17 protein-coding genes and 2 tRNA genes are annotated in these 23,722 nt (G+C 68.5%); 12 read left to right on the forward strand and 7 right to left on the reverse strand.

All coding sequences use genetic code 11. The annotated features are described in order from the left end of the window. Positions 1-102 precede the first annotated feature (102 nt). The 4 genes from AC1DBL_RS08060 to AC1DBL_RS08075 all read right to left on the reverse strand — a co-directional run bounded on the left by AC1DBL_RS08060 (position 103) and on the right by AC1DBL_RS08075 (position 4,430). Positions 103-294 carry a YbdD/YjiX family protein gene (locus tag AC1DBL_RS08060; RefSeq protein ID WP_476925865.1) on the reverse strand — a complete coding sequence of 64 codons (192 nt, stop codon included), beginning with the start codon at positions 292-294 and terminating at the stop codon, positions 103-105. Between the two features lie 11 nt (positions 295-305). Further along, positions 306-2,597, reverse strand: a complete 2,292-nt coding sequence (locus tag AC1DBL_RS08065; RefSeq protein ID WP_476893029.1) for a carbon starvation CstA family protein — start codon at positions 2,595-2,597, stop codon at positions 306-308. 174 nt (positions 2,598-2,771) lie between these two features. Further along, positions 2,772-3,305: a PadR family transcriptional regulator gene (locus tag AC1DBL_RS08070; protein ID WP_476925866.1), complete on the reverse strand. Its 534-nt coding sequence runs from the start codon at positions 3,303-3,305 to the stop codon at positions 2,772-2,774. Positions 3,306-3,446: 141 nt separating this feature from the next. After that, positions 3,447-4,430 carry an NAD(P)H-quinone oxidoreductase gene (locus tag AC1DBL_RS08075; RefSeq protein WP_476925867.1) on the reverse strand — a complete coding sequence of 328 codons (984 nt, stop codon included), beginning with the start codon at positions 4,428-4,430 and terminating at the stop codon, positions 3,447-3,449. 157 nt (positions 4,431-4,587) lie between these two features. Here AC1DBL_RS08075 and AC1DBL_RS08080 point away from each other — a divergent pair. Next, positions 4,588-4,675: transfer RNA gene (locus tag AC1DBL_RS08080), tRNA-Ser, on the forward strand. A 308-nt stretch (positions 4,676-4,983) separates the two neighbouring features. On the opposite strand, the gene AC1DBL_RS08085 is transcribed toward AC1DBL_RS08080, so the two are convergent. Continuing rightward, positions 4,984-5,241: a hypothetical protein gene (locus tag AC1DBL_RS08085; protein ID WP_441419024.1), complete on the reverse strand. Its 258-nt coding sequence runs from the start codon at positions 5,239-5,241 to the stop codon at positions 4,984-4,986. 231 nt (positions 5,242-5,472) lie between these two features. Here AC1DBL_RS08085 and AC1DBL_RS08090 point away from each other — a divergent pair, with 231 nt between their 5' ends. The 5 genes from AC1DBL_RS08090 to AC1DBL_RS08110 all read left to right on the forward strand — a co-directional run bounded on the left by AC1DBL_RS08090 (position 5,473) and on the right by AC1DBL_RS08110 (position 12,280). Next, a complete protein-coding gene (locus AC1DBL_RS08090) occupies positions 5,473-6,165 on the forward strand; it encodes a TetR/AcrR family transcriptional regulator C-terminal domain-containing protein (protein ID WP_476925868.1) in 693 nt (230 codons plus the stop codon). Between the two features lie 23 nt (positions 6,166-6,188). Continuing rightward, complete coding sequence (locus AC1DBL_RS08095) at positions 6,189-6,419, forward strand: zinc-ribbon domain-containing protein (protein ID WP_441419022.1); 231 nt, start codon at positions 6,189-6,191, stop codon at positions 6,417-6,419. A 74-nt stretch (positions 6,420-6,493) separates the two neighbouring features. After that, on the forward strand, positions 6,494-6,931 hold the full coding sequence (locus AC1DBL_RS08100; protein WP_441419021.1) for a helix-turn-helix transcriptional regulator: 438 nt from the start codon (positions 6,494-6,496) through the stop codon (positions 6,929-6,931). Positions 6,932-6,941: 10 nt separating this feature from the next. Beyond that, the gene (locus tag AC1DBL_RS08105; RefSeq protein ID WP_476925869.1) at positions 6,942-7,343 is read left to right on the forward strand and encodes a VOC family protein; all 402 of its coding nucleotides are present in this window, start codon (positions 6,942-6,944) and stop codon (positions 7,341-7,343) included. Between the two features lie 401 nt (positions 7,344-7,744). After that, positions 7,745-12,280 carry an ExeM/NucH family extracellular endonuclease gene (locus AC1DBL_RS08110; protein ID WP_476925870.1) on the forward strand — a complete coding sequence of 1,512 codons (4,536 nt, stop codon included), beginning with the start codon at positions 7,745-7,747 and terminating at the stop codon, positions 12,278-12,280. Positions 12,281-12,525: 245 nt separating this feature from the next. Here AC1DBL_RS08110 and AC1DBL_RS08115 read toward each other — a convergent pair whose 3' ends face one another. Further along, a complete protein-coding gene (locus tag AC1DBL_RS08115; RefSeq protein ID WP_476925871.1) occupies positions 12,526-14,490 on the reverse strand; it encodes an FAD/NAD(P)-binding protein in 1,965 nt (654 codons plus the stop codon). 74 nt (positions 14,491-14,564) lie between these two features. Here AC1DBL_RS08115 and AC1DBL_RS08120 point away from each other — a divergent pair, with 74 nt between their 5' ends. From AC1DBL_RS08120 to AC1DBL_RS08130, 3 genes are all read left to right on the forward strand, one after another. Next, entirely contained in the window at positions 14,565-16,805 is a 2,241-nt protein-coding gene (locus AC1DBL_RS08120) for a prolyl oligopeptidase family serine peptidase (protein WP_476925872.1), read from the forward strand. A 141-nt stretch (positions 16,806-16,946) separates the two neighbouring features. Beyond that, positions 16,947-17,034, forward strand: a tRNA-Ser gene (locus AC1DBL_RS08125). A gap of 119 nt (positions 17,035-17,153) precedes the next feature. After that, entirely contained in the window at positions 17,154-18,806 is a 1,653-nt protein-coding gene (locus tag AC1DBL_RS08130; RefSeq protein ID WP_476917701.1) for a phytoene desaturase family protein, read from the forward strand. A gap of 53 nt (positions 18,807-18,859) precedes the next feature. On the opposite strand, the gene AC1DBL_RS08135 is transcribed toward AC1DBL_RS08130, so the two are convergent. Further along, a complete protein-coding gene (locus AC1DBL_RS08135) occupies positions 18,860-21,049 on the reverse strand; it encodes a RecQ family ATP-dependent DNA helicase (protein ID WP_476925873.1) in 2,190 nt (729 codons plus the stop codon). A gap of 123 nt (positions 21,050-21,172) precedes the next feature. Between AC1DBL_RS08135 and AC1DBL_RS08140 the strand changes: the two genes are divergently transcribed. The 3 genes from AC1DBL_RS08140 to AC1DBL_RS08150 are packed head-to-tail and all read left to right on the forward strand — an operon-like array spanning position 21,173 to position 23,570. Continuing rightward, positions 21,173-22,591 carry a phosphomannomutase/phosphoglucomutase gene (locus AC1DBL_RS08140; RefSeq protein WP_441419014.1) on the forward strand — a complete coding sequence of 473 codons (1,419 nt, stop codon included), beginning with the start codon at positions 21,173-21,175 and terminating at the stop codon, positions 22,589-22,591. 5 nt (positions 22,592-22,596) lie between these two features. Continuing rightward, positions 22,597-23,106, forward strand: a complete 510-nt coding sequence (locus tag AC1DBL_RS08145) for a hypothetical protein (protein WP_476925874.1) — start codon at positions 22,597-22,599, stop codon at positions 23,104-23,106. Between the two features lie 14 nt (positions 23,107-23,120). Beyond that, a complete protein-coding gene (locus AC1DBL_RS08150; protein ID WP_441419012.1) occupies positions 23,121-23,570 on the forward strand; it encodes an RrF2 family transcriptional regulator in 450 nt (149 codons plus the stop codon). Positions 23,571-23,722 lie beyond the last annotated feature (152 nt).

The raw sequence follows: 23,722 nt of genomic DNA on the forward strand, positions 1-23,722 counted from the left end.
TTATGCGCCTGCTCAGTCCCCGGCGTCGTATCCCGTAAACGGCGGAAGGCGCCGTCGGGAACGGGTGTTCCCGACGGCGCCTTCCGGATTGCGACAGCGGTGTCAGCAGCAACGGCCTTGCGGATTGCTGTCCTGGCGGTCCGTGTGGTCGCGCCAGAAGTCCCGTTCACACATCGGCGGACCGTCGTGGACGGAGGCCTCATGGTGCTCCAGGTACTTCTTGTAGGCATCGGCACCGAGGACACCGCTGAAGTACTCAGCAAAGCCCCGGAATCCCGCTACGAGTGCATTCATGGCAGCAACCGTCAGTGCCGTGCGGCGTGTTCGAGCCGCTGGTCTGCGGGCAGCTTCTTCCACTCCGCGTCCAGCTCCCGCTCGGCCGCGGTCGGGAACAGCCCGGCCGGCGCGAACACGCGGGACGGCTGGGCCGGGTCCTCGTATTCGACGTTGGCGATGCCGGCGGAGGCATTGCGGAAGGCCTTTGCCGTCGCGATCAGGGCCGTGATGATGACGATGATGCTCAGCACCACGAAGATGATCGAAAGCCAGCCCTGGATCATCGTGTTGCGGACGACGGCTTCCATGGCGGCCTGCGTCTTGGCCGTGCCGAAGGAGGTCTTTCCGTCGGCCAGTGCCTTGGCGAACGCCGCGTTGTTGGCGAAGTACCCGACGGCGGGGACCGGCGAGAAAATCTTGTAGAAGCTCGCGGTGATGGTGACGACGGACGCGAAGGCCAGCGGCAGCGCCACGATCCAGAGGTACTTGAAGGTGCCGCGCTTGGCAACGATGGCGAGCACCACCGACAGGGCAATGGCCGCCAGCAGCTGGTTGGCGATGCCGAACAGCGGGAACAGCGTGTTGATGCCGCCCAGCGGGTCGGTGACGCCCATCAGCAGCACCAGGCCCCACGCGGCGACCATCACCGCAGTGGCGAGCCAGGCCCCCGGCCGCCAGGAGTGGTCCTTGAACTTCGGCACGAAGTTGCCGATCGAGTCCTGCAGCATGAACCGCGCGACGCGGGTGCCGGCGTCGACCGCCGTGAGGATGAAGAGCGCCTCGAACATGATGGCGAAGTGGTACCAGAAGGCCATCATCGCGGTGCCGCCGATGAACTGCTGCATGATGTGCGCCAGGCCCACGGCGAGCGTGGGAGCGCCGCCGGAGCGGGAGATGATGCTTTGCTCGCCGACGTCCTTGGCGGTCTGGGCGAGTACATCCGGGGTCATGTTGACTCCGGCCAGGCCCAGGCTGTTGACCCACTGCGCGGCCGATTCGACGGTGCCGCCGGTCAGGGCGACCGGGGCGTTCATGGCGAAGTAGATACCGCGGTCGATCGAGATCGCCGCCACGAGCGCCATGATGGCGACGAAGGATTCCATCAGCATGCCGCCGTAGCCGATCAGGCGGGTCTGGCGTTCCTTTTCGATGAGCTTCGGCGTCGTGCCGGAGGAAATCAGGGCGTGGAAGCCGGAGAGGGCGCCGCAGGCGATGGTCACGAACAGGAACGGGAACACGGCCCCGGAGAAGACCGGGCCGTTGTCGCGCGAGGCGAACTCACTGAACGCCGGGACCGTGATTTCGGGCCGCACCACGATGATGGCCAGGGCCAGCATCACGATCACGCCGATCTTCATGAATGTGGAGAGGTAGTCGCGCGGTGCCAGCAGCAGCCACACGGGCAGGATCGCGGCGATGAAGCCGTAGATGATCAGGCCCCAGGCGATGGTGACCTTGTCCAGGTGGAAGAACGCGGCACCCCACTCGGTGCCGGCCACGGCGCCGCCGCCGATGATGGCGGCCATCAGCAGCACGAAGCCGATGAGCGAGACTTCCATGACCTTGCCGGGGCGGAGGTAGCGCAGGTAGACGCCCATGAAGAGGGCGATCGGGATCGTCATGCCGACGGAGAACACACCCCAGGGGCTTTCGCCGAGGGCGTTGACGACGACGAGGGCCAGGATGGCCACGATGATCACCATGATCAGCAGGGTGGCGACGAGGGCGGCGGTGCCGCCGATTACGCCGAGTTCCTCGCGCGCCATCTGGCCGAGCGACCGTCCGCCGCGGCGCATGGAGAAGAAGAGCACCAGGTAGTCCTGGACGGCGCCGGCGAGGACGACGCCGATGATGATCCAGATGGTGCCGGGCAGGTAGCCCATCTGGGCCGCGATGACCGGGCCGACGAGCGGGCCGGCGCCTGCGATGGCGGCGAAGTGGTGGCCGAACAGCACGTTGCGGTCGGTCCGGACGTAGTCCTTGCCGTCCGCCTTGTATTCGGCAGGGGTAGCGCGGCGGTCGTTCGGCTTGGTGATGTACCGCTCGATGACCTTGGAATAGAAGCGGTAGCCGATCAGGTATGTGCAGACCGAGGCGAACACGAACCAGATCGCGTTGACCGTCTCACCGCGGACGATCGCAAGCATGAACCAGGCGACGCCGCCCAGCAGTGCGATCGCCGCCCAGAGCGCGATTTTCGCCGGTGTCCATTTGCGCTCTTCCGCTTCGCGGACGGATTCGTCGACGGCCGTGGCCGGAAGGCCCGGAACCGGCGTGATGCCGTCGTCGACTCGTGCGGTGTTTGGCCCGCCATCTGGCATTGTGCCCATGTCTCCTCCTTGAGAAACCCCATCTGACAGATCAGCAGTCAGATCTGCCCCATGGCACCCTATCAACGCGGCATCCGAATGGACATGGACCCGGGGCCGGGACGCCCGGCGGCTCGCCAAGCGGTGCAGAGTCCGCGGTGAACGGCGTCACAACGGGGGTGCTTGTCAGGCCGGCCCGGCCAGCTGCATGAGGCGGGCTTCGCAGAGGTCCAGCCAGCGGACCTCCGCCTCGGTCTGGAAGATCAGCGAGTCGAGGACCAGCAGCCTGGCCGTGTCCGCGGGGCGAGGATGCGCCACGGCCTCGCGCCGGGACTTGGTGTACTCCTGCAGCGCCCGGATGGAGACGGCGCGCTGTGCCTGGATGAGTCCGCCGACGTCGACGGCGGGCAGCGTCAGCGCGAGGGCGAGCTTGATGGCGAGTTCATTGCGCGGCGGACTGGTGCGGCCCACGGGAGCGTGGAACCAGTCCCGGACCTCCGCGAGGCCTGCCGGGGTAATGCTGTAGATGATGTGGCCTTCACCGTCTGCGCCGTCTTTTTGGACGAGTCCATCACGTTCGAGGCGGTCGAGGGTGGTGTAAACCTGCCCGATGTTGAGGGGCCAGGAGGAGCCGGTGCGATCCTCGAACTCGGTCCTGAGCTGATACCCGTAGCGCGGCCGGTCCTGCAGCAGCGCGAGAAGGCTGTGGCGGATAGACATGGTGCTCCCGACGGTAGCAGGACGACAGCATACACGCGCCCCAAGACGCGTGTATACCGCGTATGGAATTACATTATCGTCGTTTACCCGGGACAGCCACTTCGCATATGCCAATCCGCGTATGCTGTCCGTCACAGGGGGCTAGGTGACGAGCAGGACCTTGCCCACGTGCTCACCGGAGTCGAAGTACCGGTGGGCTGCCTGGACCTGGTCGAGGGGAAAGGTCTTCGCCACGAGCGGCCGGATCCGGCCGTCGGCGAGCAGCGGCCACACGACGTCGCGGACCGCGTTCATGATGACCGTCTTTTCCTCCACCGGGCGGGGACGGAGCGAGGTGGCGATGATGGCCGCCCGTTTCCGCAGCAGCTGTCCGAGGTCCAGTTCGCCCTTCGTGCCGCCCTGCAGCCCGATGACGACGAGCCGGCCATATTCCGCCAGGGCGTCCACGTTCTGTCCGAGGTACTTGGCGCCCACGACGTCGAGAATGACGTCGGCGCCCTTCCCGCCGTTCTGGGCACGGAGGCTCTCGGGGAAGTGCTCCTCGGCGTAATTGATGGCAATGTCGGCACCGAGGAAGGCTTTCGCGGTGCCGACTTTCTCCGCGGTGCCCGCGGTGGTCGCCACCCGAGCGCCGAGGGCCTTCGCCAGCTGGATGGCCATGGTGCCGATGCCGCCGGTGGCCCCGTGGATGAGCACCGTTTCCCCGGCCTGCAGCTGGGCCGTCATGACAAGGTTGGAATAGACCGTGGCCGCGACTTCCGGCAGCGACGCGGCGGTGACCAGGTCCACGCCGTCGGGAATCCTCAGGACCTGCCCGGCCGGAACGGCCACCTGCTCGGCGTAGCCCCCGCCGGCCAGCAGCGCGACGACTTTGTCCCCGACGGAGAAGGGCTTGGTGACACCGGGGCCGAAGCCCGCGATTCGCCCGGAGACTTCGAGTCCGGGAATTTCCGAGGCGCCCGGGGGCGGCGGATAGAACCCCATGCGCTGCTGGACGTCCGCCCGGTTGAGCCCGGCAGCAACCACATCGATCAGCACCTCGCCCTGGCCGGGAACGGGTGCCGGGACCTCGCGGACCTCCAGGACCTCCGGACCGCCGGGCTCTGAGATGTAGACAGCCTTCATGGAGAACTCCCGATTCCTTACTGATTTCGTGCGGGCGGGGCGTCCGCGCACGCGGCGCGGGCAACTCCCGTTTCCAGAGTAGGTGGCCAAACCGGCGTCGTCTGCGAGCGCCGCCACTTTTGTGGCTGCCTACCGGCTATGAAACACTACTCTTCAGGGAAGGTTGTCCGAGCGGCCGATGGAGCTGGTCTTGAAAACCAGTGTGCGGTAACCCCGTACCAAGAGTTCGAATCTCTTACCTTCCGCGGGAGCGCAGATTTTGCGCGGTTCAGAGGCCGGTGGCGGCGATCGAAAGATTGCCACCACCGGCCTTACCTGTTCCGCCGACGGGCAATGGCGGCGGCAAATGTTGCAGTGGTCGCCAGCACCCTGGAAAGACCGCAGCGCGTGCAGGTGACAGCCAGGGCGAGGGTTTCGTCCCCGGCATCCAGAACGGCAGCGGAACCGGCGAGGAGGTGCCGGTCGCTGCGGCAGTCAGCGCACCAGGGACGGCGGCCACGGGGCTGGTGGGCGCTGACCGGCCGGTAGGTGCCCGAACTGGCGGCCATCCGACTCACACCAGGCCGGGAAAGCTGGAGAGAATGTAATCCGCGGCGGCCGGGCCCTTCATGCGCAGCGGCGTATGCCCGGGACGGATCTTTTTCTCCTTCATGGCCGCCCAGAAGGCATCTTCGGGCCGGGGCGCACTCCGGGACAGGAAACACCAGCTGGTGTAGACCCCGTAAAGGCAATCCCGTCCGAGGACGGAACCGGATGCGGCGTCGGAGGTGGTGGCTTCTTGAAGGAACTGGTCATATTGCGAATCTGCCATGGTGGCTCGTTTCCGCCGGGTGCACAGGGCGCCGCCGAGGGCTACAGCAGCTGGTACTTGAACGCCATGCACGGGGCGCCAAGCGGGTCCGGATGCCGCAGTGCGGCAAGATCCAGGATGTATCTACAATGTAGACAATAGGCGTAGACTTCACTGTAAGCAAGCTTGTTGATCAATTTCCCAGGGACGGCCCCGTTGTGGGACCGGCCCCTCCCGACAGGATCGGATTCCATGTCCCCCGTAGAAAAGCCGGCGCCCGCCCCGGCGCCCAAGAGCCGCCTCAGCCGGGAGCTTGTGCTGTCCGCGGCCCTGGCGCTGGTTGACTCCGAGGGACTGGACGCGCTCACCATGCGTCGGCTCGGGCAGGAACTCGGCCGGGACCCCATGAGCCTGTACCGCTACGCCGAAAACCGCGCCGCCCTGCTTGACGGCGTCTCCGAACTCGTCCTCAACGAACTCGAAATCGTCCCCGACGACCCGGACTGGCAGGCCCAGCTCCGGCGCATCGCGCACTGTCTGCGCGAGCTCGCACTCCGGCACCCGAACGTTGTGCCGTTGCTCGTAACACGCCCCCTGTCCACGCCCCTGGGACTCCGGCCGCTGGGGACCCTGCGTCCGCTGGAACAGATTCTCGCGCTGCTGATCGACGCCGGCTTCGCGCCGGCCGACGCCCTGCACGTCTATCGCGCCTACTACGGCTACCTGTACGGCCACATCCTCAATGAACTGCAGGAATTCATCGTGGATCCCGAGGAAAATGAGGCTCTTCTCCGCCTGGGCCTGCACCGGCTGCCGCCGAAGGAATTTCCCCGACTCCGGGCCCTGGCGCCGGTCCTCGCCGATTACGACGGAATGGCCGAGCTGGACGAAGGCATCACCATCCTGCTGACGGGCCTTGCAGCCCGCCTGTCGCCCACGGCCTAACCGCTTTCGAAAGGTGCCACGCAATGTTCCTCCTTTTCGGCCTTAAGACTGTCCTCAACGACCTGCCCGGACGGTTGGCCACCTGCCAGCACTGCGGCCAGTTCGTTCACCACCACCTGCAGCAACGCGCCACCAAGTTCACGCTGTTTTTCATCCCCATCTTCACCACCTCCAAGACCTACCGGATCACGTGCTCGAACTGCGGCCAGATTTCGGCAATCAAGTCGCGACAGGCAAAATCTCTGGCCTGGTGAAAGACCGGGGCCGAGTAGATAGCCGGCCGGGTGAAGCATCCCGCACGGGTCCTGACCAGCGCTAAGATGGCGGCATGACACCGCAGGAGCTGGCCAACCTGGGCCACCTGCGCCGGGCCCGGGACCTGATTGACCGCGACTACGCCCGGCCGCTCGACGTGCCCACCATGGCCGCCGGCGCCCTCATGTCCCCCGCGCACTTTTCCCGCCAGTTCAAGGCGGCCTACGGCGAGACGCCCTATAACTACCTCATGACCCGGCGGATCGAACGCGCCATGGCGCTGCTGCGAGCCGGTGCCAGCGTGACCGACGCCTGCATGGAAGTCGGCTGCACCTCGCTGGGCTCCTTCAGTTCCCGGTTCACAGAGATCGTCGGGATGGCGCCCAGCGCGTACCGCGACCGGGAACACCGTGCGGTGAAGGCCATGCCGTCCTGCGTCGCCCGGCAGCACACGCGGCCGTCGCGGAAGCCGAGCAGGATTGAAGAAGCGCCCCCGCTCCCGCCGTCGTAGCGTGTGAGTCATGAACATTTCACTGCAGTACGCACAAATCACCGTCAACGACGTCGACGAGTCGCTCGCCTTCTACCGCGACGTGCTGGGCCTGGAGGTACGCAACGACGTCGGCTCGGACGGCCACCGCTGGGTCACCCTCGTCAGCGCCGCCCAGCCTGATCTGGAGATCGTGCTCTCTCCCCCGCACGCCGGCCGTTCCAAGGACGACGGCGACGCGCTCCAGCAACTGCTCACCAAGGGCGTCCTGCCCGTGATCGTGTTCCGCACGGACGATCTCGATGCCACCTTCGAGGCTGTCCGCGGCGCCGGCGCGGAAGTCCTCCAGGAACCCATCGTGCAACCGTGGGGACCGCGGGATTGCGCCTTCCGCGACCCGTCCGGCAACATGGTCCGCTTCAACCAGGCCTGAACAGGCGCTCCGGGCAGAGCCTTTTAGCCGCCCCTAACGCCTGAGCCAGGGCCAACTAAATCCTTTGGAAAAATTGCCACAAGAAATACCGGCCAGCCGCTTCCCAAGCGCCTACTGGCCGGTATTCTTTTGAGTGCCCGGGCCAGGGGGACGGCCGGGCAGTCAAAAAAGCTCTACCAACACCGTCGCTGGGGCACCTTGTTGGGGTTCCGTGCCGGCTGTGAGGCGTTCCGCTGGGGGCCGTCTCGCCGAATGCACACTCAATCCACCCTGTGTTCATTCACCCCTGTTTTGCTGTGCCGGGATCTGCTTGACCAGGAGCAGACCGGCCGGTCCGCGGGCCACCTACCCGGACATCGCACCCAGCCCTTACCCGGGCACCCTAATGAGAGTTAAAGCGGATGAAAATCACACCTTGGAAAACAGCGCTGGGCACAGCACTGTCCGCGGGGCTCATCGCAGCGCCGCTGACCGCTTTGCCCGCCGCCGCACTGGAGGTCTCACCGGCAGCCGCCGGAACTTCGCCAGTCATCGTCAACGAGGCCTACCTCAGCGGCGGCAGCGCCGGAGCGGCCTACAAGAACAAGTTCGTGGAGCTGTACAACACCTCGGACGCCCCGGTCGCGCTGGACGGTTGGTCCATCCAGTACCGCTCCGCCACGGGCACCACCGCCCCGAGCACCACGGTGCCCCTGTCCGGCACCGTCGCCGCCAAGGGGTACTACCTGCTCAAGGGTGGCAGCAACGGCATCGCCGGACTTGATCTGCCCGCCGCGGACGTCACCGCCACCGGCTTCAACCCGGCCGGCGCCGGCGGAACGATCGTCCTGGCCAAGCAGGCCACCGCCCTGGCTACGCTGGCCACCGGCTCCGTCGTCGAACCCACGAACGTCGCCGACCTGCTCGGCTACGGCAGCTCCAACACCTTCGAAACCCAGGCGGCAACGGCGCCGTCGGGCAACACCGATGTCAAGAGCATGAACCGCAGCGGCGGTGCGGACAGCAACAACAACGCCGCTGACTTCACGCTTAACGTCGCCATCACGCCCAAGGCGGCCAACGGTGAGACCGCCCCGGTCGATCCGGGACCGGTCACTCCCCCGACGGCCAAGAGCATCGCGGAAATCCAGGGCACCGGCGCGGCCAGCCCGCTCGCCGGCACCCCCGTCACCACCCGCGGAAAGGTCACGGCGACCTTCCCGACAGGCGGCTTCGCAGGCTTCTACATCCAGACGCCCGGAACCGGCGGCGATCTGACCCCGGCCAACCACACGGCGTCGGACGCCATCTTCGTCTACGCGCCGTCCGCCGTCGCCGGAGTGCAGATCGGCGATTACGTCGAGGTCACCGGCGACGTTGCCGAGTACTACGGCATGACCCAGCTCAACGTCGCCGGCGCCGCCGGAGTCACTAAGCTGACGGAGGCCGCCCCCGAGGTCAAGGCCACCGGCTTCGCCCTTCCGGCCGACGAGGCGTTCCGCGAATCCCTCGAGGCCATGCTGCTGACGCCGCAGGGGCCGGTCACTGTTGCGGACAACTACTCGCTGAACCAGTACGGCGAAATCGGCCTGGCCGGCGGCACCACCCCGCTGGAGCAGCCCACCGCCGTCGCCCCCTACGGCTCCGCCGAATACACCGCCACCGTCGCGGCCAACGCCGCCCGCGGCATCAAGCTCGACGACGGCGCCAGCACCAACTTCCTCAAGGACGCCACCAACAAGGCACTGACGCTGCCGTACCTGACCACCGCGGATCACGTCCGGGTGGGCGCGCCGGTGACGTTCAAGACCAACGTGGTGCTCAGCTACGCCAACAGCGCCTGGAAGTTCCAGCCGCTGACCCAGCTGACCGCCGCCAACGCGGACACGGTCCAGCCGGCCGGCTTCGGCGCCACCCGCGCCGAGGCCCCGACGGCGGTGGGCGGCAACCTCAAGCTTGCCTCGTTCAACGTGCTCAACTACTTCCCCACCACCGGCGACCAGGTCGCCGGCTGCAAGTTCTACACGGACCGGGCGGGCAACCCCATCACCGTCAGCGGCGGCTGCAACGTCCGCGGCGCCGCGAACGCCGAAAACCTCAAGCGCCAGCAGGACAAGATTGTTGCCGCCATCTCCAAGTCCGGCGCCGACGTCGTCACGCTGATGGAGGTCGAGAACTCGGCCCAGTTCGGCAAGAACCGGGACGACGCCCTGGCCAAGCTGGTCGACGCCCTGAACGTCGCCACCCCCGGCATCTGGGACTACGTCCGCACCCCCGCCAACGCACCCCCGCTGGCCGATGAGGACATGATCCGCACCGCCTTCATTTACAAGAAGGCCGCGGCGGAGCCGCTGGGCGAATCCATCATCCACAACGACACAGTTGCCTTCGCCAGTGCCCGCAAGCCGCTGGCCCAGGTCTTCAAGCCGGTCGGCGCGGCCGATGACAAGAAGTTCATCGCGATCGCCAACCACTTCAAGTCCAAGGGCTCGGCTGCAACGCCGGACGACACCGACAAGGGCCAGGGCGCCTCGAACCTCGCCCGCACCGCCCAGGCGCAGTCCCTGCTGGCCTTCTCCGACGAGCTGCAGAAGTCCAAGGGCACCACCAAGGTCTTCCTGATCGGCGACTTCAACTCCTACGCCAAGGAGGACCCGATCAACGTCCTCACGGCGGCCGGGTACGTCAACCAGGACGAAAAGGCCAAGAACGCCGACGGCAGCGCCAAGCACTCCTACCTCTTCGGCGGCCTGGTGGGCTCACTGGACCACATCCTCGCCTCGCCGGCGGCCAACGCCGTCGTCACCGGCGCGGACATCTGGAACATCAACTCGGTGGAGTCCGTGGCGCTGGAATACAGCCGCCACAACAACAACGTCACCGACTACTACGCTCCGAACCAGTTCCGCGCCAGCGACCACGATCCGGTCGTCGTCGGACTGGACCTGCCCACCACCCCGGCCAGCGTTGACCTGAACTTCCTGGGCATCAACGATTTCCACGGCCGCATCGATTCCAACACGGTGCTGTTCGCCGGAACGATCGAGAAGCTCCGGGCCGCCGCGGCCCCCGGCGCCACCGCGTTCCTCTCCGCCGGCGACAACATCGGCGCCTCGCTGTTTGCCTCGGCCGTCGCCAAGGACCAGCCGACCATCGATGTCCTTAACGCCCTGGACCTCCGCACCTCGGCCGTGGGCAACCACGAGTTCGACGGCGGCTGGGCCGACCTGCGCGACCGGGTCATCGCCGGCGGCGGCAACGCAAAGTTCCCGTACCTCGGCGCCAACGTCTACCAGAAGGGCACCACCGAGCCGGCGCTGCCCGAATACACCGTTCTGGACATGAACGGGATCAAGGTCGCCGTGATCGGCACAGTCACGCAGGAAGTGCCGTCCCTGGTCACCCCTGCCGGGATCGCGGACCTTGAGTTCGGCGATCCCGTCGATGCCATCAACCGGGTCGCCGCCAAGATCAAGGCGGGCAAGCTCGCCGACGTGATCATCGTGGAGAACCACGACGGCGCCGGTTCCGGCACTCCCGAGGGCGCCACCCTGGAGCAGGAGGTCGCCGCGGGCGGCCCCTTCGCCAAGATGGTCAAGGAAGTCACCCCGGATGTCGCCGCGATCTTCAACGGCCACACCCACAAGCAGTACGCCTGGGACGCACCCGTGCTGGATTCTGCCGGGCAGCCCACGGGCAAGACCCGTCCGATCGTCCAGACCGGCAACTACGGCGAGTTCATCGGACAGATCCAGCTCACCATCGACACCAAGACCATGTCCGTCACCGGCTACAAGGCGGCCAACGTCAAGCGCACCACGGACCCGGCGGCCGACCTGGTCGCCGCGTACCCGCGGGTGGCTGCGGTCAAGGCCATCGTGGACAAGGCCGTCGCCGACGCCGCCGTGATCGGCAACCAGCCGGTCGGCAAGGTCACCGCGGACATCACGACGGCGTTCGGCGGAACCCCCGCCGTGCGTGACGACCGCGCGAGCGAATCCACGCTGGGCAACCTCGTGGCGGACTCGCTCGTGGACGCGCTCAAGGCGCCGGAACTCGGCGCCGCAGAAATCGGCGTCGTCAACCCGGGCGGCCTGCGCAACGAGCTCTACTACGCCCCGGAAGGCACCATCACCTACGCCGAGGCCAACGCGGTCTTGCCGTTCGTGAACAACCTTTGGACCACCACGCTCACGGGCGCGCAGTTCAAGACGTTACTGGAGCAGCAGTGGCAGACCAACCCGGACGGCACGGTCCCCAGCCGCGCCTACCAGCAGCTGGGCCTGTCCAAGAACGTCAACTACACCTACGACGCAGCCCGCGCCGCGGGTGACCGGATCACCGCGATCCGGGTCAACGGTGCGCTGATCGATCCGGCGAAGTCCTACCGGATCGGCACGTTCAGCTTCCTGGCCACCGGCGGCGACAACTTCCGCATCTTCAAGTCCGGCACCGGCACCAAGGACTCAGGGCTGGTGGACCGCGACGCGTGGATCAAGTACCTGCAGACGCACACGCCCGTCTCGCCGGACTTCGCGCGCCGTTCCGTGGCCGTGGTGAACACCACCGCGGCCGAGGTCAAGAGCGGGGAGCCGATCACCCTGGCGGTCTCCAAGCTGGACCTCACCTCGCTCGGCAGCCCGGCCAACACCTCGCTGCGGGCCGAGTTCGCCGACGCCGCGGGCACCGTGACCGCGCTCGGGACGGTGCCGGTTTCCGCCGGCGCGGCCACCGTAAGCGTGCTGGTGCCGGCCGGCGCTGTTGCGGGCACGGGCACCCTGGTGCTCACCGCCGTCGAGTCCGGCACTGTGGTGAAGGCGGACGTGCTGGTCGCGGCCAGCGTGCCGGTCCCGCCGCAGTGCACCGCGCCGGTCAAGCCGAAGCGGCCCGCGGACCTCGTGGGTCAGGCCAACTACGGCACGGCAATGGCCGCGTACCGGAAATGCCTGAAGGGCTAGTTCCGTAGCCCAGCCTCAGTGAGCATGCCCCTCCCCCGGCCGGAGCGGTGGACATATTGTGCAAGTGTCCACTGCCCGGCCCGGGGAGGGGACATGCTCATTTTTCGTTGGCCCTGGGGTCGGCCACTCCACTAACCCGGGCGGGGCTGCTGTGGCGGATGAGGCACCATCCCTCGGACTGGATCCGGACCCGGACGAACGCTCCGAAACCCGCGGCATCCACCCCGGCGCCGAGAACCAGGGCGCTACCGGGCGAGGATGTCCCGGGCAATCTCGTCAGCGTCGCGCAGCGTGCGCTGTCCGCTGCGGTAGACCGGCCCCTGCTGCTGCCGCGCCTCCGCGGCGATGGCGGTGCCCCATTGCGCGGCGGAGAGCTGCAGGCCCAGCACGTAGATCCCCTCCGTGACCGATCCGTTCGCACCGACGGGCCGGTAGGGATGCGGGAGCACCTCCAGCCCGGAACTCTGCACGGGCGTGCCTTCCACGCTCATCATGAGGCGCGGGCGCACCAGGCCGTCCGCGAGCAACTGCTCCAGCAGCGGCGACGCGTTGATCGCCACCCGGTTGGCAGGGGCCAGCGCCTCAATCAGCACCGCGGCCTGTACTGCCTCACCGCCGCCGCCGTCCCGCCCGGCCACCCATGGGGAGGCGGCCGTGAACGCCCTGGCCTTGCGGTCGACGCCGAACTTGGGGTCCGGTCCCACGAAGCTGACCACGCCGGCGCGGGCCAGGGCCGCAAGCTGCTCGGCACGGAGGGCCGGCGGGCCGCTCGCGAGCCCTTCCACGAAGGACTCAAACCAGCCGCGCAGGCCGGCGACCCAGGACTGTTCGGTGATGCCGCCGTCGGCCACGGCCGTCTTCAGCACTGCCCGGCCGTGATGCAGGGCGCCGATCGCCATCTTCACCGGATCGTCCTCACCGAGCGCGGAGCGCCTCGCGTCGTCGAGCAGATAGTCGACGACGGCGGCATCCAGTTCCGCCCGGGACGCGAAGCTGCGGCCCGCCAGCGGCGCGGCAAGTCCCAGCAGGTCCAGCCGGTAGGCAGGGCGGACGTGGGCGTCGATCACCGCGCCGGCGGCCTCTTCCCACTTCACGGTGGAGTGGGCGTGCGGCTGCAGCGCCTCCTCCAGTCCGGCCAGGAAGCCGGCCGGGTCCGCGCCCACGGCGTCCGGGTGCGTGCGCGCCAGGGTGGAGTAGTAGGCCCACACGACATCCCGGTGCAGCAGCGGCCACAGGTCGTGGTCGAAAGCGGGCAGGATACCGGCGGCGGCAAACTTGGCGAGCGCATCCTCAGTGCAGTACCTCAGCGACACCGCTGCCGGGTAGTAGCCGGCCAGGGTCGCCTTCGCCCGGTACGGGGTTCCGCGGCGCGAGGCAGCGATGATGGACGGTTCCCGGCCGGACGGCAGGTACGTCAGCCCCGCCCCGTCCGGTGCGGGCAGGAATTTGCCGCCGCGACCCTCGGTCAGCTGGCCCATCACGTCGAAGAAGTTCAGGCCCATGCCCCGCACCAGCACCGGCTGGACGGCGGGAATTCCGGACCAATCAACGTCGGCCGGGGCGGCCGGCGGCAGGTACTTCAGCCCGAGTTCGTCCGCCGCCGCCTGGAGCTCACGCTGCTCCGGGTTGAGACGGGAGTCCAGGTGGCCGAGCGCCAGCACCACGGACCCGACGGTGAGCTCGGTCCCGTCGGCGAGTGCGACGTCGAACCCCGCGTTCCCGGGGCCCGCGGCCGGCCGGACCGACGTCGCGGTGGTCTGATGGAAATCCACGGTGACCCCGGCGGGCAGCTTCTCCAGCAGCTCCTCGAGCGTGGACCTCAGGTAGCGGCCGTACAGCGCACGGCTGGGGAAGCCGGCGGAACCCAGGCCGGACAACTCGGTGCGTTCATCGGCCGACAATGCCGGGTCCGGATCCTTCCGCTGCAGCTCCCGCCACTGGTCAAAGGTGCGCCCGGCCAGCGGCACCGCAAGCTCCGGATCCTCCGGGACCACCGTGGGATAGAAGGACTGGGTGTTCATCAGGTAGAGACGGGACTGTCCGGGCTGCCAGACGTGGCCGGCGCCCGCGGGATAAGGGTCGATCACGTCGATGTGCAGGCAGGCTTCAGGGGTGGTCAGGGCCCAGTTGGCGAGCAACCGCTCCAGCGCACTGGTACCCCGGGGACCGGCGCCAATCAGTGCCGTCCGGATGCTCTGCGATTTACCCACGGCATCCAGCGTATCCGCATCCGCGCTGCCGCCTTGACTTGCCTGCCCGGCACCGGTGTTGCTTGGATGGGCCCATGACCACCACTTCAGCTGAGTACCCCACCGCGCCCGGCGAGCCCTCCGGCGCGCTTTCCGGGACCGCCCCCGAACCCGTCGATGAGAACATCTGGCTGGAGGAAATCTACGGCGAGGAACAACTGGCCTGGGTCCGGGAACAAAATGCCCGCACCGAGGAACTGCTGGAGGATGCCGAGTACGGCGAACTCGAAGACCGGATCCTGGAGGTGCTGGACTCCACCGATCGGATCGCCATGGTGGGCAAGCACGGCCAGTGGTACTACAACTTCTGGAAGGACCGCGAGAATCCCAAGGGCCTGTGGCGGCGCACGGACTGGGAGAGCTACCGGGCGGGTTCCCCCGCGTGGGAAACCCTGCTCGATGTCGACGCCCTTGCCGCAGCCGAAGGCGAGGAATGGGTCTTCCACGGCGCCAGCTTCCTCCGCCCCGCGGCCGGGCAGCCGCACCGGCTGGCCCTGCTGGCGCTCTCCCCCGACGGCGGCGACGCGAACCGCTACCGGGAGTTCGACGTCGAGACCCGCAGCTTTGTCGACCCGGCCGAGGGCGGCTTTGACCTCCCGACCGCGAAGGGCAACGTTTCGTGGCTGGACGCGGACACCCTGCTGGTCGCCAGCACGGCCGCGGGACTGCCGAAAACCACCTCTTCCTACGCCCGGACCGGCGTGGTCCTGCGCCGCGGCGAGTCCCTGGCCTCGGCCGAGCGGCTGTTCGAAATTCCGGAAGACCACATGATGGCGCTCCTGGCGCACGACTCCACCCCCGGCTTCGAGCGGACTTTCGCGGTGGACTGGATCAGCTTCTTCGAAAAGCGCACCTCGGTACTGTGCGACGGCGTCTGGGTCGAGCTGGACGTGCCCGAGGACGTGAACCTTAGCTCGCACCGGGAATGGCTGCTTTTCCGTCCGCAGGGCGAGTGGACCCTGGACGGAACGAGCTACCCGGCCGGGTCCCTGCTGGCGGCGCGCTTCGATGACTTCCTGGCCGGCAGCCGGGAACTGTCCGTGCTGTTCACCCCGGATGCGCACACCTCCCTGCAGTCGTGGAGCTGGACCCGGGACTTCCTGCTGTTGAACCTGCTCCGCGACGTCTCCTCCGAGATCCGGGTGCTCGATCCGCAACGGCCCGGGGCGGACGTCGCCTGGGCCTCCAGCGTGCTCGATGCCTGCCCGCCGCTGCATGACGTCAACGCCTACGCCGTGGACGATGAAGACGGCAGCGGCGACGACGGCGACGGGAGTGGCGGGGCCGGGAACGACTTTTGGCTGGTCGCCACCGGATTTACGACGCCGAGCACGCTGACCCGCGGCACGCTCACGCGCGCCGGCGCGGACGGCGTCGTCAGCACGCACGAGGTGGTCCGGACCGCGCCGTCGTTCTTCGACGAGGACGCCTACGAGGTCCAGCAGCACTTCGCCGTGTCCAAGGACGGCACGCGTGTGCCCTACTTCCAGATCGCCGCGAAGGACCTGGTGCTGGACGGGCAGAACCCTACGCAGCTCTCCGGCTACGGCGGATTCGAGATTTCCCGCACCCCTGCCTACAGCGGCGCCGTCGGCCGGGCCTGGCTGGAGCGGCGCACGGAGGAATCAGCGGGCGCCGAGGGCGACGTGCCGCACAGCCGGGGCGGCGTTTACGTGGTGGCGAACATCCGCGGCGGCGGCGAGTACGGGCCGTCGTGGCACCGCGCCGCGCTGCAGGACAAGCGGCACCGCGCCTACGAGGACTTCGCCGCCGTGGCGCAGGACTTGATCGCGCGCGGCGTGACGTCCCGCCAGCGGCTGGGCTGCGTGGGCGGCTCCAATGGCGGCCTGCTGGTGGGGAACATGCTCACCCAGTACCCGGACCTGTTCGGCGCCGTCTCCTGCGGGGTGCCGCTGCTGGACATGCGCCGGTACAGCAAGCTCTCCGCGGGGTACTCCTGGATTGCCGAATACGGCGACCCCGATGTGCCCGAGCAGTGGGAGTTCATCCGGACCTTCTCGCCCTACCACCTGCTCCGCGACGGGGTGGAGTACCCGGAGACCTTCATCTGGACCGCCACCTCGGATGACCGTGTGGGTCCCGTGCAGGCCCGCAAGATGGCCGCCCGGATGCAGGCCATGGGCATCCCCAATGTCTGGTTCCACGAAGCGCTCGAGGGCGGCCACGCCGGCGCCTCGGACAACCGCCAGGCTGCGGCCCTGCAGAGCCGCAGCCAGCATTTCCTCTGGCGCGCCCTGGCGGGCCGGGCGGCCTAGGTGCAATTCCCACGGACGGGCAACGCGGGGTCACTTACGACCCATCCCGGGCGCTTGGACCGGCCGTAAGTGACCCCGCGTCGACCGTTTTGCACTGCATGGCCCCTTCTGCGTATCCTTGGTTGGCTAGTAATAGCAATTGGAGACGTGCCAGAGCGGCCGAATGGGCTTCACTGCTAATGAAGTGTGGGGCACAACTCCACCGGGGGTTCAAATCCCCCCGTCTCCGCGTTTGGCCCCGGTCCTGGACCGGGGCCTTTTGCGTTCCCGGGGCCCTTGGTCCCGCTCTGCGCCTCCACCCGGGCGAGCTTCGTCCGTGACGGGCCGGCCGGATGGCAGGATGGGCGCATGTCGACCAACCACGCGTTTGACGCGATCATCGTAGGCGGCGGCCACAACGGCCTGGCCGCGGCGGCGTACCTGGCCAAGGCCGGCCGGAAGGTCCTGCTGCTCGAAAGGCTCGACCAGCCCGGCGGCGCCGCGGTGTCCGCGCAGGCGTTCGACGGCGTCGGGGCACGGCTCTCGCGTTATTCCTACCTCGTGAGCCTGCTGCCGCAGCAGATCATCGACGACCTTGGTCTGAGGATCACGCTGGCGCGGCGGCGGTACTCCTCGTACACCCCGGACCCGGCCAATCCCGGACGGGCGCTCCTGATCGACAATGAGGACGCCGAGTCCACGGCCGCCTCGTTCGGTGCGATCGGGGCGTCCGACGACGAGTTCCGCGCCTTCAACGAGTTTTACGCCAGCTGCGGGAGGCTCACCCGGGCGCTCTGGCCCACCATGACGGCCCCGCTGCCCACCCGGTCGGCGGCGAAGTCACTCGCCCGCCTGGCCGGCGCCGCGGAGGCGTGGGAGGCCATGGTTGAGCAGCCGGTCGGGCACGCCATCGCCGAGGCACTCCGGCACGACCTGGTCCGCGGCGTGGTCCTGACCGACGCCCTGATCGGCACCTTTGCCCGCGCCGACGACGCCGACCTCCAGCAGAACATCTGTTTCCTGTACCACCTGATCGGCGGCGGGACCGGTGACTGGGACGTGCCCGTGGGCGGGATGGGCGCGGTGTCCGGGGAGCTGGAACGTGCGGCCAGGGTCGCGGGCGCGACCATCCTCACCTCTGCGGAGGCCACCTCCGTCCGCCCGGGCGGCGTCGTCAGCTACCTGCACGACGGCGCCCACCACACCGTCTCCGCCCCGTGGGTCCTGTCCAATGTGGCCCCCGTGGTCCTGGACCGCTTGCGCAACGCTGCGTCGGGCGGTCCGATTGCGGCCGCGCAGGGCGGGACTGCACCCGCCAAGCACGCCACGCAGAACCCGAACCATCTCCGCGAGGGCGCCCAGGTCAAGGTGAACCTGCTGCTCAAGCGGCTGCCCCGGCTGCTGGACGACGCCGTCAGTCCGGAAGCGGCTTTCGGCGGCACGTTCCACATCAACGAGACGTGGTCCCAGCTGGATGCGGCGTACGTCTCCGCCGCGGGAGGGGCTGTTCCGGATCCCCTGCCGTGCGAGATCTACTGCCATTCGTTGACCGATCCAAGCATCCTGTCCGCGGAGCTGCAGGCGGCCGGCGCGCATACCCTCACAGTGTTCGGCCTTCATGTCCCGGACCGGCTGGTCACCGCGCAGAACAACGACGCCCGGCGGGCGGAGTTGCAGGCCGCGGTGCTGCGTTCGCTCAACAGTGTCCTCGCCGAGCCGGTCGAGGAGCTGCTGCTGACAGGTCCGGACGGCCGCCCGTGCATCGAAACCAAGACCACCCTGGATATCGAACGCGCCGTCGGCATGCCGCGCGGCAACATCTTCCACGGCGGCCTCGACTGGCCTTTCGTGGACGACGACGCACCCCTGGACACCCCGGCGCAGCGCTGGGGCGTCGCTACGGACGATCCGCAACTCCTGCTTTGCGGTTCCGGGGCCCGCCGCGGCGGGGCCGTCAGCGCCATCGGCGGCCACAACGCCGCCATGGCCGTGCTGGAGTCCGGGCGGCCGCGCAGCAGCTGAGCGCGCGCAACGAAGCGCGCGCTGCTAAAAGCGCTGCCCGGGATGGCCTCGGCTCAGCCGGCCTGGCCGAGCACGAGCGGCAGCACTGCCCCGGCGCCTGCTAGCCGCAGGGCACGTCCGGCCACGGTGACGGTCCAGCGGCTGTCCACCAGATCGTCCACCAGCATGACGCTCTGGCCCTGGAGGCCGTCCAGCGCCGCGGCCAGCTCGGGCCCCACCACGACCCGGTCCCAAACCCCGGCGAGACGGTAGGCGCTGTTTCCGCCGCGGCCGCCCGTGGGGCCGCCGTGGGCAAGCTGCAGCTGGCCCAGGTACGGGATGCGGCCGATTTCGGAGATACCGCGGGCCAGCGACTCCACCAATTCAGGCTTGCCCCGGGACGGGACGCTGACGATCGCGGCCGGACGGCCAGCGCCGCTCCAGCCGGGGTTGCGCGCGTCGCCGCTGCCCCATTCGCGGAGGACCTGCACGCAGGCCCGCAGCATGCCGGGGTCCACGGCCCGGTCGGGGGCACCCGCGGCGAAGGTCTCGCGCAGCGCGCCGCCCCAGCCCAGATCTGTCAGCCGCGCCAGCACCCGTCCATTGGCCAGGCTTTCCTCCGGCTTGATCTTGCCCTTTACGTTCACGCCGAGGCGGTCCATACCGCTGGGCCACTGCAGCCGCGGTTCCAGCACCATGCCGGCCCGGTTCAGTGTCGCGCCCGCCGTTTCGGTGGCGTCGGCGGCAATGTCGGCGGGGAACCACCGGCCGGCGCAGTTGTCGCAGCGGCCGCAGGCGGTGGCGGTCTCGTCGTCGAGCACCGAGGTGATGTACTCCATCCGGCAGCCGGCGGTGTCCTGGTAGATCACCATGGAGTCCTGCTCGTCAACGCGTGCCTCCGCAATCCGGCGATACCGCTCGGCATCGTAGGTCCACGGCTGGCCGGTGGAACGCCATCCGCCGCCCACGCGCTCGACGGCCCCGTCCACGGCCAGCACCTTCAGCAAAAGCTCCAGCGGCGTCCGGCGCAGGTCCACCCGGGCCTCAAGCGCCACGGTGGACACCGCGGTGCCGGCCTCGGCCAGCGCGGTCAGGACCGCGGAGGCCTTTTCTTCCGAGGGCATCGACGCGGTGGCGAAATACTGCCAGATGTCCCGGTCCTCGGAGCCGGGCAGGAGCAGCACGTCGGCGTTTGCCGCGCCGCGGCCGGCACGGCCGACCTGCTGGTAGTAGGCCACCGGGGACGACGGCGCCCCGAGGTGCACCACGAAGCCAAGGTCCGGCTTATCGAAGCCCATGCCGAGGGCGGAGGTGGCCACCAGCGCCTTCACCTGGTTGTCCTTGAGCAGCTGCTCGGCGCGTTCCCGGTCCGCGGGGTCGGTCCGGCCGGTGTAGGCGAGCACTTCGTGGCCGGCCTCGGCCAGGAGCCGGGCGGTGTCCTCCGCGGCCGACACGGTGAGGGTGTAGATGATGCCGCTGCCGGGAAGGTCCTTCAGGTGGGTAAGCAGCCAGCCCAGCCGCTCCCGGGAGTCGGGCAGCCGCAGCACGCCCAGCCGCAGGGACTCACGGCCCAGGGCGCCGCGGATGGTCAGCACGCCCTCACCGAGCTGTTCCTCGATGTCGTGCACCACCCGCGAGTTGGCGGTGGCGGTGGTGGCCAGGACCGGGACGCTGTCCGGCAGCTGGGTGATCAGGTCGGCGATCCGCCGGTAGTCCGGCCGGAAGTCGTGGCCCCAGTCCGAGATGCAGTGCGCCTCATCGATCACCAGCAGCCCGGTCCGGCGGACCAGCTCAGGCAGCTGGTTCTCCCGGAACGACGGGTTGGTGAGCCGCTCCGGGGACACGAGGAGCACGTCCACCTCGTCGGCCGCGAGCTGTTCGCGGACGGTGTCCCAGTCGAGCTGGTTTGCCGAGTTGATGGCCACGGCCCGGACCCCGGCCTCCGCGGCGGCGGCGACCTGGTCCCGCATCAGCGCGAGCAGCGGGGACACGATCAGCGTCGGGCCCGCTCCGCGGCGGCGCAGCAGCAAGGACGCGACGAAGTACACGGCCGACTTGCCCCAGCCGGTGCGCTGCACGACAAGGGCGCGCCGGCCGCCGTCTACGAGGGCCTCGATAGCCTCGAACTGGCCGTCGTGGAACTCAGCATCCGGGTGCCCCACAAGTTCGCGCAGCACCGCCTGGGCCTGCTCACGCGTCCCGGTACCCCCGGCGGAGGGTGATTCGGTTGCGGAAAGGACTGCAGCGTTCTGGTTATTGGCCATTGCTTCAGTATCCCAGTCCCCTCCGACAGCCACGAAGCGGGCGGAGTCGTATGTGGACAATCCGTATCCACATACGCGGCCGGCGCGGACGGTCCCCGGCGGCTTCCACGTAAGATGGGAGCCGTGACTAGCGACCAGACAAAGACTTTTGACCTCTCGGCTTCCTTCAAGGCCTACGACGTGCGCGGAATTGTGGGCGAATCCATCACCGCGGAAATCGTCGAAGCCGTCGGGGCTGCCTTTGTGGACGTCCTGGACCTGGCCGGACAGACAGTACTGGTCGGCGGCGACATGCGCCCCTCCTCCCCCGAGTTCAGCCGGGCCTTCGCCAACGGCGCGGCAACCCGCGGCGCCAACGTCCAGCTGCTCGACCTGATCTCCACGGACGAGCTGTACTACGCTTGCGGCGCCCTGAACGCTGCCGGCGCCACGTTCACCGCAAGCCACAACCCGGCCGAGTACAACGGCATCAAGATGGCCAAGGCCGGCGCCGTGCCGATCTCCTCCGAAACCGGTTTGAAGGAGATCCAGGCCCTGGCCGAGGAATACCTCAACGCCGGCACCATCCCCGCGAACGGCCCCCGCGGCCTGATCAGCGTGCGGGACGTCCTCAAGGACTACTCCGAGTACCTGCGCAGCCTCGTTGACCTCAGCGGATCCCGACCGCTCAAGGTCGTGGTGGACGCCGGCAACGGCATGGCCGGCATGACGACCCCCGCCGTGCTGGGTGACACGCTGCTGCCCAAGCTGCCGCTCGAGATCATCCCGCTCTACTTCGAGCTCGACGGATCTTTCCCGAACCACCCGGCCAACCCGCTGGAGCCGGAAAACCTGCGCGACCTGCAGGCCGCCGTCGTCGAGCACGGCGCGGACATCGGCCTGGCGTTCGACGGCGACGCCGACCGCTGCTTCGTGATCGACGAAAAGGGCGAGCCGGTCTCGCCGTCGGCCGTCACCGGCATGGTGGCGCGCCGCGAGATCGCCCGCGCCAAGGCCAACGGCGAGGAAACGCCGACGATTATCCACAACCTGCTGACCTCGCGGGCGGTGCCCGAACTGGTGGTCAACGACGGCGGCCGCGCGTTCCGCACCCGGGTGGGACACTCCTTCATCAAGGCCGTGATGGCGGCCGAAGGTGCGATCTTCGGGGGCGAGCACTCCGCCCACTTCTACTTCCGCGATTTCTGGAATGCGGACACCGGCATGCTGGCCGCCATGCACGTCCTGGCTGCCCTCGGCGAGCAGGACGGCCCGCTGTCGGAGCTCGGCCGCGAATACGAGCCCTACAAGTCCTCCGGCGAGATCAACTCGGAAATCGAGGACAAGGCCGCCGCCGTGGAGCGTGTCCGCGTGGACTTCTACGACGAAGACGTCGAGGTGGACTACCTCGACGGCAGCACCTTCATCGCCGCTGACGGAAGCTACTGGTTCAACCTGCGCCCGTCCAATACCGAGCCGTTCCTCCGCCTGAACGTCGAGGCCACGGACCAGGAAACCATGGAACGCGTCCGCGACCGGGTCCTGGCCCTGGTCCGGGGCTGATCGCCATGACCGATTCACCGGAGACCCAGGGGGCCGTCCTGCAGCCGGCGGATCCGGCTGAGGACTCCTGGCGCGGCTCGGTGCCGGATGCCAGCGCCACCGACCTGGAGAACCTGCTCGGCACCGGAGTGGGTGCGGCCCAGGAGCAGCTCGAGCGCAACGGCGGCTTCCTGCCCTTCGCCCTGGTGGTGGAGAACGACGGCGAAGTCCGCCTGGTGGCTGTCACCCCGGCGGACGCGGCCGGGGACAGCGACGCCGATTTCGACGCCGACGCCATGATCAACGACCTCACCGAGCTGCTCCGACAGCACCGGGACGAGTTCCGCGCCGCCGCGATCGTCTGCGACATCACCCTGCTGGAAGAGGACTCGGACGCGATCCACGTGGCCGCCGAGCACCAGGACGGCTCCGTCTTCGCAGCGGTACTGCCCTACGGCGCGAACCCGGCGACGCACGAGCTGGAGTTTGGCGAGCTTTCCGCCGACACCAACGAACCCGCCGTCTGGGTGGACTAGACCAAGCCGGTGCCATGAAGATCAACGCCTTCGCGGACGTGAGCCTGCGCGCGATGATGGTGCTCGCGGCCGCAGCCGACGGCGAACTGCTCACCACCCAGAGCATCGCGGACGCCGTCGGCACGCCCTACAACCACGTCAGCAAGGCAATGGCAAAGCTGCGCGAACTCGGCCTGATCGACGTCGAACGCGGCCGCAATGGCGGGTCCCGGCTCAGCGGCGCCGGCCGGGCCGCCACCGTCGGGCAGCTGCTGCGCGCACTGGACACCCGGACCGACCCGGCGGACTGCGTGGCTGCCGCGGGCGCCTGCCCGCTCATCAACGAGTGCCGGCTGCGCAGCGCCCTGGGCCGCGCGCGTGAGGCGTTCTACCGTGAGCTTGATGACATTGTCGTCGCTTCGCTGCCGACCTCCCGGCAAATGAATCCGGTCTTCCAGGCCATCGGCCTGCGCCCGGGCCTGTAGCCAGCCTCTAACCAGGCGCGGCCCCGGCATCCGAGGCCGCGATCCCCCTCCGGAGTCCGCCCCGCCCGGGCGTCACCCGATTTGCAACCGTTTTCTACGCCGTGTAGAACTGAGGCATAAATACTTGTATTTGAAATGCAGGTATTTCAGAA

The organism is Arthrobacter sp. 10T44 (genome assembly GCF_056393885.1).